Annotated in this window: 13 protein-coding genes; 5 read left to right on the forward strand and 8 right to left on the reverse strand. The window is 42.5% G+C overall.

Going from position 1 to position 14,182, the window contains the following annotated elements:
- Positions 1–16 precede the first annotated feature (16 nt).
- On the reverse strand, positions 17–529 hold the full coding sequence (locus K5R16_RS05060; protein ID WP_220736452.1) for a malate synthase: 513 nt from the start codon (positions 527–529) through the stop codon (positions 17–19).
- A 156-nt stretch (positions 530–685) separates the two neighbouring features.
- Between K5R16_RS05060 and K5R16_RS05065 the strand changes: the two genes are divergently transcribed.
- Positions 686–2,221 (forward strand): DUF3612 domain-containing protein, encoded by a 1,536-nt coding sequence (locus K5R16_RS05065; protein ID WP_220736453.1) that lies wholly within the window; start codon positions 686–688, stop codon positions 2,219–2,221.
- A 1-nt stretch (position 2,222) separates the two neighbouring features.
- On the opposite strand, the gene K5R16_RS05070 is transcribed toward K5R16_RS05065, so the two are convergent.
- Positions 2,223–2,582, reverse strand: a complete 360-nt coding sequence (locus K5R16_RS05070) for a hypothetical protein (RefSeq protein WP_259649769.1) — start codon at positions 2,580–2,582, stop codon at positions 2,223–2,225.
- A 341-nt stretch (positions 2,583–2,923) separates the two neighbouring features.
- Between K5R16_RS05070 and K5R16_RS05075 the strand changes: the two genes are divergently transcribed.
- Positions 2,924–4,480 carry an MFS transporter gene (locus K5R16_RS05075; RefSeq protein ID WP_220736454.1) on the forward strand — a complete coding sequence of 519 codons (1,557 nt, stop codon included), beginning with the start codon at positions 2,924–2,926 and terminating at the stop codon, positions 4,478–4,480.
- A gap of 93 nt (positions 4,481–4,573) precedes the next feature.
- A complete protein-coding gene (locus K5R16_RS05080; protein ID WP_220736455.1) occupies positions 4,574–7,132 on the forward strand; it encodes a glycoside hydrolase family 15 protein in 2,559 nt (852 codons plus the stop codon).
- 104 nt (positions 7,133–7,236) lie between these two features.
- Here K5R16_RS05080 and K5R16_RS05085 read toward each other — a convergent pair whose 3' ends face one another.
- The 3 genes from K5R16_RS05085 to K5R16_RS05095 form a co-directional block, all read right to left on the reverse strand.
- Positions 7,237–7,782, reverse strand: a complete 546-nt coding sequence (locus tag K5R16_RS05085) for a GNAT family N-acetyltransferase (protein ID WP_220736456.1) — start codon at positions 7,780–7,782, stop codon at positions 7,237–7,239.
- Between the two features lie 2 nt (positions 7,783–7,784).
- Complete coding sequence (locus K5R16_RS05090) at positions 7,785–8,300, reverse strand: GNAT family N-acetyltransferase (protein WP_220736457.1); 516 nt, start codon at positions 8,298–8,300, stop codon at positions 7,785–7,787.
- A 201-nt stretch (positions 8,301–8,501) separates the two neighbouring features.
- A complete protein-coding gene (locus K5R16_RS05095) occupies positions 8,502–9,014 on the reverse strand; it encodes a GreA/GreB family elongation factor (protein ID WP_220736458.1) in 513 nt (170 codons plus the stop codon).
- A gap of 167 nt (positions 9,015–9,181) precedes the next feature.
- Between K5R16_RS05095 and K5R16_RS05100 the strand changes: the two genes are divergently transcribed.
- Positions 9,182–10,102, forward strand: coding sequence for a transporter (locus tag K5R16_RS05100; RefSeq protein WP_220736459.1), 921 nt, complete (start codon positions 9,182–9,184; stop codon positions 10,100–10,102).
- A gap of 115 nt (positions 10,103–10,217) precedes the next feature.
- Here K5R16_RS05100 and K5R16_RS05105 read toward each other — a convergent pair whose 3' ends face one another.
- The gene (locus tag K5R16_RS05105; protein WP_220736460.1) at positions 10,218–11,363 is read right to left on the reverse strand and encodes a cupin domain-containing protein; all 1,146 of its coding nucleotides are present in this window, start codon (positions 11,361–11,363) and stop codon (positions 10,218–10,220) included.
- A 171-nt stretch (positions 11,364–11,534) separates the two neighbouring features.
- Between K5R16_RS05105 and K5R16_RS05110 the strand changes: the two genes are divergently transcribed.
- The gene (locus K5R16_RS05110; protein ID WP_374758379.1) at positions 11,535–12,203 is read left to right on the forward strand and encodes a PolC-type DNA polymerase III; all 669 of its coding nucleotides are present in this window, start codon (positions 11,535–11,537) and stop codon (positions 12,201–12,203) included.
- A gap of 50 nt (positions 12,204–12,253) precedes the next feature.
- On the opposite strand, the gene K5R16_RS05115 is transcribed toward K5R16_RS05110, so the two are convergent.
- Positions 12,254–13,270, reverse strand: a complete 1,017-nt coding sequence (locus K5R16_RS05115) for a LacI family DNA-binding transcriptional regulator (protein ID WP_220736461.1) — start codon at positions 13,268–13,270, stop codon at positions 12,254–12,256.
- 97 nt (positions 13,271–13,367) lie between these two features.
- The gene (locus K5R16_RS05120) at positions 13,368–14,066 is read right to left on the reverse strand and encodes a DUF3334 family protein (RefSeq protein ID WP_220736462.1); all 699 of its coding nucleotides are present in this window, start codon (positions 14,064–14,066) and stop codon (positions 13,368–13,370) included.
- Positions 14,067–14,182 lie beyond the last annotated feature (116 nt).

Raw genomic sequence — 14,182 nt, forward strand, 5'->3', positions numbered from 1 at the left:
ACTTTCTTAGCAAGATTTAGCGCTTTAGCTGGTAGTCGCTACCATCTTTCGCGGTAAACTCTTGATCGAGTACCGATGAGGCAACCACTGTATTTTCAACATTGACCAGGCTTATCCAGTACTGGTGACCTTCAACTAAGATATCCTCAATGTTGGCACAATCTTCTGCGCCCCTTTCACTTTGTCTATCAAAAGTTAGCTCCACATGCACGCCATTATCTTTAAGCAATATTGCGGTAGGCTCACTCTTATGACCGTTAAGCGCCACAAACTGTTTCGGACAACGTAAGCCCGTTTGGCTACCGTCTTTCATAAACACTAGCAGTTGTTGGTAGTAGACAACATAGCTGCAAGCATCCTTGTGCGATCCTGTGGCTAGCGGAAACTTGTCATCCAAAAATATTTTGGCACAAGGTGTTGAGGTATCATTTGCTGCCTGACGGACAACATTCACATCAACAAAATCCGAACCAATATATACATTATTCTCGTGGTTGTTTGCAGTGTTATTGATTGTTGATATATCCATTGTCCTGTCCTCATTCGTTCCTAAAATAGGTCACTCGCCGTTACTTGCTTTGAAAGCTTTCAAAAAACTGTTTATTTCCTGACTGCTTGATTTGTAGTCTAGTGTAAAAATCGCTACAATTTCACAATAAAAATTTTACAATGTGAATTTTACAATATGAAAAGTAATCAGAGCCTGATCAGAAAGTCACATTTTCTCGGTACCAAGATTAGAAATCTGCGTAAGAGAAACCACCTTACAATGGAAGATCTTTCAGCCCGCTGTGTGCGTGTCGATCCTGAGTCAGCCCCCTCTGTATCTTACCTTTCGATGATTGAACGGGGTAAACGAGTCCCTAGTGCTGGGATGCTAGCGGTGATTGCCGCAGTGTTTCAAAAAGAGGTTGATTGGTTTCTCGATGACGTTCCTGAAGACAACGCAATAACACCAGAAAAAGGTCGACGCGGTGGTATAAGTGGCATGGCTTTAGAGCCGAGTTTTCTGTTTTCGAGTGATATTTTACAGATTGCCATCCCCGAAATGCTATCACAAACAGGAACTACCGGTCGTGAATTTGCCCATTTATTGATCCGCGCACACCAAGAACATCATCAAAACCACTTCCCAGATCTTGAGCGCGCAGCTGAAGAAGTTGGTCAAAAACGGCTTCCTTTGGCATTAGATGACTTAAAAGATATTGCCAAATCCCTTGGGTTAAAACTGAAATGGGTCGATAGAACCCCGCAAGAAGTAGAAGATGAGATGGGGGTCAATACTGCCCATGTGGTGACTTCGTTCTTTGAGCCGCCATCAACTATCTATCTCAACAAGATGCTCAAGTCGTTCCCAACAAGGCTTAAATATGACCTTGCGGTACATATTGGTCACTGCGTTTTACACAATAAAGACGGTTTAAAGTGCGTGTTAACAGCCGGAAGAAGACATACCGCGGCCCACGATGAGTTAACAACTCCTGCATCATCGACTTTGAATGCCCAAGATATTTTGCATGCATGGCGTGATTTCGAGTCTAGTTTCTTTGCTGGTGCATTGCTTTGTCCAAAAGTGCCCTTCAGACAATTACTAGACAGACACGGCTATGAGATAAACGTCAACAAAGCGGTTGGTGTGTCGGCATCAGTTGCAATGCGCCGAATGACCGTCGTTTCTCCCTACCCGCATTGGCATTACTTTGATGCCTACGCACCTGGCAAATTGAAAGCGGTTTATCGCGGTAACGGCATTCCTCTGCCTTGGGGCAATATGCGGGTGGTAGAAGATCCTTGCCAGCATTGGGCCGTATTTAGAATGATCAACGAACCCAAAGTTGGTACCTCAGCTCAAATATCAATTCTCGAGGTTGCTGAAGAGCCACGGATCTACTGCTGTGAGTCAGTAAAGGTAGAAGATATGGCGGGAAACAATCACGTGCTTTGCGCAGGAATCGATCTCAATCCTGCTATTGATGCCCAAGGTGGTGATTCTGCGTCTATTGCCACAGAGCTGAAACAGATCTGTGCCGAAAATAGTGGCTCAGTAGAAATGCCAACGCATATTAAGAAAAACCTATTAAGCGTGGCAAAAATCCTTAACATTAATTGGATAGAACGCGGTATTGACAATGAAGCGCGGCTTATTTGCTCTAGAGGCGCCGTGTGCCCAAGACAACCAAGTTGCTATAAAGCCGGTAAAGCCCTTTGTGACGCAGAGTAGCTTAACGATTAAGTATGCCCATTGCAGTTGCATGCACAATGATGCACTGCTCTGAATAGCCAAATTCAATTGCCAGCGTATCGTCGATAATCATATCAGCAAGTAAGACGGTACCGGCAATTTTTTGCTTAGCTTGCTCAATTGCCATCAAAGTCGACACGCCTTCATCGATAGGCAGTAAATATAAAAACTGTGTTTGACAGCTTTTACCTACGACAGCACCTAATTCAACAAGATCTACAGACTGAGTTACACCACGATATGTCTCAGAGGTAAATGAACCGTGATTTGCAATGTTACAACCAGTCAAGATTGAAAAGCACATAAAAACAAAAACTTGTATTTTCATCATTTTAGTCATCGACACAATTCCGTTAAATGTAAGTGTTGTTATTGTTAAATATACAGCATGAATACGTATGTATTCTGTTGTGCCAAAATCAAGCTCAAGGGTAACATGGCTACCTACTTTTATTCATGCTCTGCTTGTGGTGTGGTCGGTAAAAGTATGGTCGTTTCTAACGGTTTGGCCGTTAGTTTTACCACTCGATAACAAGCTTTAGCCCAACAACGCAAACACGTTTGGTTATCGCTTGATTAGCATAGGTATAGGGTAACGGCCAGCAGAGGTCGCTAGTTGTTACCCATTTTTTTAAAGATTCGACCAACAATAATAATTCTAACACCGAAAAGGTCTGGTTAATGTCTGAGAACAACCCTCAACAACAAAAGCCACAGCTCAGCTTCTGGCAAATATTTAATATGTGTTTTGGATTTTTGGGCATTCAATTTGGCTTTGCACTGCAAAATGCCAATGTAAGCCGAATATTCCAAACCCTTGGCGCATCGATTGATGATATCCCAATTCTGTGGATTGCCGCGCCTTTAACCGGACTCATTGTACAGCCTATCATCGGTTACCTGAGTGATAACACCTGGGGAAGATGGGGAAGAAGGCGACCATTCTTCGTGCTTGGTGCGGTTTGTACGACCTTAGCGCTTTTTGTTATGCCCCACTCGCCTGCTCTATGGATCGCTGCTGGCATGCTATGGATTATGGATGCATCGATTAACATCGCTATGGAACCATTTAGAGCATTTGTTGGCGATAACCTGCCCAATAAGCAACGCACTCTTGGTTATGCGATGCAAAGCTTCTTTATTGGTATTGGCGCAGTCATCGCATCAGCGCTACCCTATATTTTAAGTAATTATTTTGATGTGAGTAATACTGCGCCCGCTGGTGAGATTGCTGATTCAGTACGTTACGCTTTCTATTTTGGCGGTGCTGTTCTTTTCCTTGCTGTAATGTGGACCGTCATTTCAACAAAAGAGTACTCACCTGAAGAGTTAGCTGAATTTGAAAAGCACACTGACGAAAGTCCGATTCAAACAACGGGTCAACGTAGCGCAACACAGTACCGAAACGGAAGTATCCTCTGGGCAAGTATAGGTAGCATTTTTACTGCCACTATTTGGTTGTGTGAATGGGATAAGCAGCTATTTATTCTCAGTATCGGAATATTAAGTTTTGGTCCATTGCAGCTATACTGTGCAACCAAATTAAACCAACTAAAGCGTCATGCTGAAACAACAGAACAGTTAAGTACAAACCGTGAAAAGCAGAGCTTAATCTTTTGCGTGGTCGATGACCTATTCAATATGCCCAAAGCGATGCATCAACTCGCTTTAGTGCAATTTTTCTCATGGTTTGCACTATTTGCCATGTGGATCTATACCACAGCAGCCGTGACTGACTATCACTATGGTAGCCAAGATGTATTATCAAAAGCTTATAACGATGGTGCTGACTGGGTCGGTTTACTCTTTGCAGTTTATAACGGTTTTGCAGCAATCGCGGCCATTTTCATCCCTATTCTCGCGAAAAAACTGGGTTTAAAAGTGACTCACTGCATCAACCTGTTCTGTGGTGGTCTCGGCCTTATTAGTTTTAAGTTCATCAGCGATCCCACCTTATTATGGCTGCCAATGATAGGCATAGGTATCGCTTGGGCTTCAATACTCTCTGTCCCATACGCCCTGCTCGCAAATACATTACCAGCAAAGAAAATGGGCGTTTACATGGGAATATTTAACTTCTTTATCGTCATTCCACAATTATTGGCAGCAAGTGTGCTTGGTCTTATCGTCAGAGTGCTTTTCGATGGCCAGCCGATTTACGCACTGATCACCGGTGGCGCGCTAATGATGGTAGCAGGTATAGCTGTGTTAAGAGTCAATGTCGACAATAGCCAGTGATCCTTGCTGAAAATCAAACTCGCAAAAAGCGTTAACAATACACTTTGTGTTTTACGCAAAATAAATAAAAAAGCATCATATTTGGGGAAGCAAATGGTAGGTCCAATCACATTAAAACAAACAGTACTTACCGCCGCAGTGAGTATGGCGCTGTTACTAGCCGGCTGTAACAATCAACATACAGAAAGTAATACTGAAAATAGTACCGCAAAAAGTACTGAGCTAAATTCTGTTAAAAGTGAAACAACACAACTTAGCACTGGTAATCAGCGAAACTCTATTGCACCGGGAATTCCTGGAAGCGACCCAACATGGGCTTTTGCAGGAAAAACCGGCATTGGCACCTCTTATGAGCCCTATACAGACGGCAGTTATCAAGATAGCGCTGAAAACCCTATCAGTCGGGTTTGGTTCTCGCTTGCCCAAGGTATTATCACTGAAACCATGTTTGGTCTAATCCACAACGCACAACTGAAAGAGATGCAATTTGTTGTAACCGGTGACGGTTTTGTTGATACAGAAAAAGATGATACTGAACACTCTATCGAGTATTTACACACTGATGAGTTCGGTAGACCACTATCACTTGCCTATAAGCTTATTAATAAAGATAAAGGCGGCAAATACCAAATAGAAAAACATATTTTTACTGATCCTGACCGCGATACACTAATGATGAAGGTGGTCTTTACTGCATTTGAATCCGGGATCACCCCATACCTAATGGTTAACCCGCATATCGACAATAGTGGTGCAAACGATATTGCTCGGTATGACACTGCTAATAAAGTGTTTACCGTAAACACCACAGATAAAAACAGCAGTGTCATGAGTGTTAAATCAAGTGTTGATTTTAGCCAAGCAAGTGTTGGCTTTGTTGGCATCTCTGATGGATTAACCGATCTAAAAAATAACGGTGATATGAACTGGCAGTACAGCGCAACCTCCGATGAAAACCAAGGAGGAAATGTCGTGCTCACTGCCCAGTACCCGAGCCCAATAGTAAAAGCCGGCGAGCAACAAGCTAAGATAAGTTTTGATCTCGTCATCGGTTTTGGCAGCGATAAGCAAATCAGTTTAGCTAATACAGACGCGACCCTAGCAGCAGGCAGTGACAAAGTACTCGCAGCCTTTAACGGTGAAGGAGAAGCATTGGGTTGGCAAGATTATCTAAGCTCACTCGATGCATTAAATAACATGGTTAATACCACTACTGATAATGGCAAGTTGTTATACGCCAGTGCATTAGTGTTAAAAGCGCAAGAAGACAAGACCCATGCTGGCGCGTTAATCGCCTCACTTTCTAATCCATGGGGAGATACGGTTTCTGCAAAAGTTGGCAGTACCGGCTACAAAGCCGTTTGGCCACGGGACTTTTATCAATGCGCGATGGCCTTTCTAGCAATGGGCGACAGCCAAACGCCAAAAACAGCGTTTGAGTATTTAGAGAAAGTTCAGGTAACTGAAAATACTCCGGGTTATACCGGGACACCAGGTTGGTTTTTACAGAAAACCCATGTAGATGGACAGATTGAATGGGTCGGTGTGCAGTTAGATCAGACTGCAATGCCTATCATGCTCGGCTGGAAGTTATGGCAAGCTGGGGTATTAAGCGATACTGAAATAAGCCATTGGTATAAAAAGATGCTCAAACCTGCCGCAGAGTTTTTGGTCAATGGTGGTGAAGTTAACTTAGATTGGAATCACACCAATATAACACCACTAAAAACTCAGCAAGAACGCTGGGAGGAGCAGCAAGGTTACTCACCTTCAACCACCGCCGCAGTAATATCAGGTCTAATCAGCGCCAGTGATATAGCAGATCATACAGGCGATGAAAAAGCGGCCAAACGTTATTTAAACACCGCCAAAATGATGCAGAGTAAAATAGCAAAACTAATGGTGACCACAAGTGGGTTACTGGCAGCATCAAGCCGCTCTAATAGTGATTCAAACCAAACTGAAACCCTACCCTATTTTGTGCGTTTAGCGCCAAACGGCGAACCAAACCTTGACACTAAGCTCGGTGACAACAATGGTAGAGATGGCCTTGATCAACGCCTTATTCTAGACGGAGGTTTTTTGGAACTGGTTCGCTACGGCGTTACTAATGCAAATGACAAGACAGTGAGTAATACAGTTGCACTGATAGACGATGAAAAACTAGAGCATAACTTAAGAGTTAAATACCAGTTTAAAGCTAAAGATGGGTCACTTATTCCAGGCTTTAGACGTTACGGTAATGATGGTTACGGTGAAGATGAAGTCAACGGTGACAGCTACGCTGAGAAAGGTCAAAACAGTGCCGGGCAACGAGGTCGTGTTTGGCCATTTTTTACCGGAGAACGTGGCCATTTTGAGCTTGCTAAAGCCCTTAAGAGCAACAGTCTTGATAGTGACTCCCATCAAAAGCTAATCAATACCTATGTGCAAGGAATGGAAACTTTTGCCAATGAAGGGTTAATGCTACCGGAACAAGTATGGGACGGCGTTGGCAACCCTACGCGTTACCAGTATAAGCCAGCTCAAGGCACTAACTCTGCCACACCACTTGCTTGGACTCACGCAGAATACATTAAGCTGGTACGCTCAATGTCAGATAAAAAGGTATGGGATAATTACTCAATTGTCACTGACAAACTCAAGCAGTAGGCGGTTTAAATAAGTACAAAAAAGGTAAGCCCGTTAGCATCAAGCTAGCGGGCTTTTTTATCGATACTTAAACGAGCTTATTGGCAGCTATAAGCTAATTGTATCTATAAGCTTAGTGAATCTCTTTCATGCTTAAGCAAGCCATATTGGAACTCACTTCCCCACGCGCCTTTAAAGAATATATTATTGATAAAATGGGCTTCTCGGCGAAACCCTACTCTTTCTAATAATTGATAGGAGGGGTGATTGTCGCAGTCAGTAGTCGCAATTATTCGGTGCTTTTTCATATCATTAAAAAGATAATCAATAAATGCATTCAACGCTTTGGTGGCAATCCCTTTACCTTGATGCTCCGGCGCTAAAGTAAAGCCCACTTCAACTTGCTCAGCATCAATAAAATGGATTGCAAAATCACCTAACAAGTTATTGCTGTGGGTTGCAACAATTGCAAGTTGGAACCATTGCCCTACTTCACCAAATTGATGCCCCTGCATCGATTCATACAAGCTATTGGCTTTTTCTATTGAGTAATCATTCCAGCTTTGGTATTGAGCAACCGCTTCCATCGCTCGATAACGCGCAAAAGTCTCTAGGTCGACAAGTTCAAACTCACGAATAGTTAAATCATCTACGGTAAATATCTTCGACATTGTTATGACTCTACTGTTAATTTATACAAACGACTCTCTTCATCGTAAGCAGCCAATTTTTCAATTTTATCAAATACAAAGCCCAGCCGCTCTAGTGTCTTTATCGAAGCCTCATTATCCATAGAAGTCACTGCAATAAATTCCTTTGCCTTAAGAATAGTCTCACCATAGTCGAGTACCGCTTTTACCGCTTCTTGGGCATATCCTTTAGACCAAAAGGCTTTTGCAAAAGCATAACCTAGTTCGAAATCATCGCGATAATCGCGGCGTATTAAGCCACAGATCCCTATAGGAACTTCGCCTTCTCGCAATGAAACCAAGTACATACCATAGCCGTTCTCATGATAACTTTTAGTGAAACTGTCATCGATATACTTTACCGCTTGCTCAAAGCTATGCACTTGCTTATCCGCAATCCCCTCGATAAAACTTGGTTCATTAAGCAAAGACAGAATAAAGTTCGCATCGGCAGCAGTAACCTGTCTAATTGTTAGCCGTTCACTGGTCATTAAAGCCATATAATTCCTTTTAATATATACCCGTGCTACCTGAAGGTGCACGATTCAGTGGGAATTTAATGGACTTTAATCACGGCATTGATTGCCACGAATGGTCGTTCCCTTGGTAAAATCAATAACACTGAGTAAAACCCATGCTTTTTGTATAAGAAACGCCAATCGCAGAAGTCTTTGTTCGACTCCACTCCGTTGTTGCGCTGACTAGTAGATCCCAACAATTTCATATTGATGAAGTTTACCCGCGACATTAATCGAAACTTCATCATTCACTTCGCGCGACATTAGTTTTTCACCAATAGGCGACTGCGGTGTGATGAGCATAAAATTACGTTTAGCTAATTCAATTTTTAAACCACCAGCGCTTGGTCCCATAAACAATAAGCTAACAATATCTTCTGCGTCAACAAGCTCAACTAAGTGACCAACAGCGATAAACTTAGGTTTACGACTATCGCATTGATTCAAAGCTCGATGCTTTAACAAGGTGAATAGTTGCTCAAAAGCTGTGATATCCGCCTGACACTCTGCAACTCTAACGGATTGGCCGTGGGCAAGGTATGACGCCTCTAAACCAAAAGTATCGTACTTATTTTCAGCAACACTCTCACTACTGGTTGCAGTATCATGGGCACGTTTGGCTGCATTCATCGCATCCTGATGCACTTTGATAAGGGCTTGATGAATCGATTGCTCTATCTCTTCTCTGGTAAGCACGTAACGCCCTTTAGGTAATACAAAATATGTTAAATAACAGTTTTAATTATTTGCAGCATAACATGCTTGATTAAACTGATAAATTGGTTAACTTAGAGTATGTGCAATCGAATTAACTGAGTAGTGGAACCGCTCAGAGAGCGCCATTTTTCAGTTAGGGATCATCAATGCAAAACAGCCATAATAAAAATAACAGTCAACTCCTCAACATTGGCTTGCTCAGCGTAGCAATAGCCGCAACAACATGCTCTGCGCAAGATCTAGAGCCTAGAAGCTATACCAACATTCCCATCGGAATGAACTTTTTAGTTGTCGGCGCTGCACATTCTGAAGGTGAACTGTCACCAGCACCAACTGCGCCAATCGAAAATGCTGATATCAACATTAATGCCGCCGTTATCGGTTACGCCCATACTTTTGCACTGGCAGGGAAATCATCGAAAATTGATATGACCGCGAGTCGACTTTGCTATAAAGGCAGCGCTGATTTTCAAGGCGAACGAGTCACAGCTGATAGATGTGGCTATGGCGATGCTAATGTTCGACTCTCTTGGAACTTTTATGGTGCGCCAGCTTTAAAACCTGCCGATTTTGCAGCATGGAAGCAAGGCGTTGTGGTCGGTACGAGTCTACAAATAACGGCCCCTACAGGAAGTTATGATAGAGATAAACTGCTTAATGCAGGTGCTAATCGTTGGGTATTTAGACCAGGATTAGGTATGTCTCATAAACTCGGTGACTGGTATTACGATTTAATCGCTTCTGTGCGTTTTTACGGTGATAATGACGAGTATTTCAATGAGGTTAAGCTTGAGCAAGATCCACAATATACCCTACAGGGTCACCTAATTTACAACTTTAGCCGAGGTCACTGGCTATCACTCAATGCCAACTTTTATTTTGGCGGCGAAACCCACAAGGACAATATCGACTCGTTTGATTCGCAGGAGAACTCTCGTTTCGGCATCACCTATTCGGCGCCGATTAACAGAAGCAATAGCATTAAACTCTACGCTAGTACCGGGGTAGTCACTCAAGTCGGAAGCGATTTTGATACGCTCGGCGCTGTCTGGCAATACATATTCTAAATATGATTATCCATAAATATGCAGCTCAACTTAATGCACTAATAAAAAAGGTTCAATGGCAGTATTACCGTTGAACCAGTTCTATTGGTAGTCAAGCATTTACAAATGCTAGCAGTTACTCAATATCGTCGAAATACCAGTAACCAGCATTAACCCAATCAGTTAATTGATTGAGTGCTTCATCATCAGCCAACCAAGGAGTTAGCGCCTCTAGAGTTAGCTGCTGCGAGTCACATAACAGTGCGATTAACGACTCTTTAGTTTTGCCTAGTTGGATCTGTTCACCATTTATATAGAGCATGCCATCAGCGACTGTTGCTTCAAAATACAAACAGCGCAGGCCACCAAGCTTAACTAACGGCTGTTGCTTTAACTGCTCAGTCACGTCAAGAGTTTGAAAACCTAAATGGTCTTCAGGTAAATCAAGTTCACATTTCGACTGAGTAAGATAACGACCACTAAACTCACTGATTAGCTTGTCATCTAACGTGCTGAATAACTGCTGCTTAATGCGAGCTAAGTCGGAGTGATTGACCACGCCAGAGCCATTAGCTAGTTCACGGTCCGGATCGGCAATCTGCTCATTACACAGATCGTTATCGATAATGTGATCAGCCATTGCGCTCACCATGTCTTTCGCAGAGGCTGTTCGATAACCGACAGAGAAACTCATCGAAGGCTCAAGAGTCACACCATCATGAGGATACCCCGGTGGTAGATACAAAATATCACCAGGCAACAATTCAACATCTATGATCGGATCAAATGCTTCTGTATGCAGCAATGCAGGGTGAGCTGCAAATTCTTTGTGAGGACCAAGATCCCCAACTCGCCAACGACGGCGACCCGAGCCTTGGCAGATAAACACATCGTAAAGGTCAATATGAGGGCCAACTCCGCCACCAGGTGTGGCATAGCTCACCATGACATCATCAAAACGCCAGCGTGGGATAAAATCAAAACATTGAATTAACTCTTCTGCTTCCGGTAACCAGTTATTCAGTGCTTGAACAATCAAGGTCCAATCTTTTTCACCAAGTTCTTCGTAAGATTCAAATGGTCCAAACTCAGCTTGCCACTCATCGTTTGCCTTGAAGACTCGGCGAGATTCAACCAATTCATCACAAGCAAGCCCCGCCATCTCTTCAGGAGAAAGCAGATCATGAAAATTTTTAAAGCCCTGACGGATCACCAGTGGTTTTTTTTGCCAGTATTGCTCTAAGAACTGCTGCGGCGTAATACCATTTAAATCTAATTGCATATTTATTACTCACTAAAATTTGCGGCGATCCTAGCAAGCATTAGCATTAAGTTATTTGGGCAAGATCATAAATTGGCGATTTAGTCATAATACAATTTGCACTACATTTAAATTGACTCCCCACAATGTCGCTCTACAATATGCACAAACTCTACTGGTAAGAACTGCACATTGGCACACTCTTTTGCTTCACTCCACTCTCCAAACCTCCAAAATGATATAGCCCTAGATGCAAGTACAGTCATAGTGCTCGATTTTGAAACCACTGGCCTGTCTCCAAACCAAGGCGACCGAGCCATTGAAATTGGTGCGGTAAAATTACAAGACGGTATTGTTATTGAACGTTTTCAAGAGCTAATGAATCCAGGCTTTCGTGTTAGCGGTTTTATCGAGAGTTACACCGGTATTAGCAATCAAATGCTAAATAGTGCAGCTCCTTGTGATGAAGTCATGGATCAGTTTGCTGACTTTATCGCTGACTATAATATGGTTGCCCATAATGCATCTTTCGACCAACGATTCTTAGATGCCGAGCTGAACGCAATTGGACGTGGTTATAACGGTCAGTTTGCTTGCTCGATGTTGATTGCTAGAAGGCTATATCAAGAAGCGCCAAACCATAAACTTGGTAGTTTAATCAGTTACAAGCAGATTAAACATGATGGTGTTTTTCATAGAGCGTTAGCGGATTCAGAGATGACAGCCGATTTATGGTTAGCAATGTTAGATGATCTTAAGCAAGATCATTGTATTGAAAATGCGGAGTTTAGATTGATGCAAACGATAACAAAGCAGAGCAAAGCCAACGTATTTAGATTTTTGTCTAATTACAGTAACTAACGCCTTATGCCGAGCATGACATGTTTTATCGCTCGGCGGTTAAAAAGTTGCTACGCCGACTGACGCACCACTAAGTTAGTCGGGATCAGCTGCGGTGATACCTCTTCACCGTTAATCAGTTTAAGTACACTCTCAACCAAGATTTCACCTGCAAGCATGGTATTTTGCTTAATCGTCGTTAATGGCGGATTAGCAAAACTGGCCACTGGAATATCGTCATAGCCCATTACAGCAACATCTGCTGGAACCGACAACCCTTTAGCGTTAAGCGCCCTTATGGCACCTATTGCGATAAGATCGCTCGCCGCAAAAATCGCATCGAAAGTCTCACCGCTATGCAATAAATCATTGGTCGCATCAAATCCCGATGTTTCAGTGCTTATCGCTGCAAACTGTATGGCATTATTCTCTTTGATTCCAGCTGTTTTCAGTGCGGCTAAATGACCTAAATAACGGTCACGGAACTCAGGACTATGGCTGGATGAATCGCCAATAAAAGCAATATTGCGATGCCCTTTTGACAAAAGATGCTCAGTAGCACTCAAGCCACCTTGATGGTTATCACAACCAATGGTTAGTACCGATTTATGATTATGCTCCGCGCCCCAAATGACAAAGTGAGTATTTTGTTCCAATAATTTTGCAAGCTTTCTTTCGTAGTCAACGAAATCACCATAGCCGAGTAAAATAATACCATCGGCCTTATTACTGTCTTCATAATCAGCATGCCAATCACTGCTTAACTGTTGAAACGAAACCAGCAGATCATAGCCCTTTTGCGCAGAAGCTCTGGTAATCGAGCCCAGCATAGAGAGAAAAAAAGGATTAATCAGCGAGTCATCATTGGTAGGATCTTCACAAAGCAATAGCGCAAGCGTCTGACTGTTTTGCATCCTTAAGTTACTGGCGTTCTTATCAACTTTATAGTTAAGTTCTTTTGCAATTGCTTGGATACGTTGACGAGTTTCTAAATTAACCAACGGACTGTCCCTTAAGGCTCTAGAGACTGTTGATTGAGACACTCCTGCTTTATAAGCTATATCAATGGACGTTGCTTTTGTAACCATGATGTCTTTCACACCTTTATTATAGTTTTATGTAGTTTTTATGTAGTTACTTGCATCACTCTCATCAATATAGCTCAACAGCAATATTTGAATCTGCTTATATGCCTAACTCATCAAACAGGTCGTCTGCACTGCTCATTTGCGTCTCTTTAGAGCTTGCAACAGGTTTAATCTGCTGAGGGGTACTGCCTTGTCCATGCTCAGCTAACAGATCGTCTAAGTCAAAATCTTCGTCAGCATCGAAATCCGTTAACTTAATAAACTCTGTTTTATCCATCGCAAACTCAAGATAAAAAATATGATTGTTTTGAGTTTTAAAAGAAACCCTTCTCGCTACCGCTTCATCAAGGTTAGTATCAACCGAAATAGTCAGTTCTTTATTAATGGTCAACATTTTTGGCTGGCTTTGACTAATTGAGGTCTGTAATTCTTTACTGATTTTGTTGATGAAATCCCCTAGCATTTGGTTCATCAACTCACCCATCACATTACCGACTTCATCAGAGGTGTGCGAGAACGCCAATTCTGACTCAGGCATGCCCATATTAAGCATATACTCTCGATAGATCTCAATCGCTGCTGGCGCCGAGAAGTTAATCACTACTAGACCAGAGAAACCACCATCAAAAATAGAAAAACAACCTAAATCAGGTTTTAAGCAAGTACGTGTAATCGACTGCACCATTCCAGCATGAGTGATCTGGCTATTGGTGGTACTAGAAAGTACATGAGAGACTGATATACAAAGCTTACGTAATATGTCATCAGTGGTGACAGAATCTTGCGTTGTTAGCATAATGAAAACCTTCTTGTTGTAATCTTTTCATAGTGCCGTAAACCTTTAACAAAACAAAGCAAAAACATAGCCAAATTGGAGAATTATTGCTAACTCGTACAGTCTTTAGCCAATCG

The organism is Shewanella sp. c952 (assembly GCF_019654975.1).
In the GTDB taxonomy this organism is placed as follows: domain Bacteria; phylum Pseudomonadota; class Gammaproteobacteria; order Enterobacterales; family Shewanellaceae; genus Shewanella.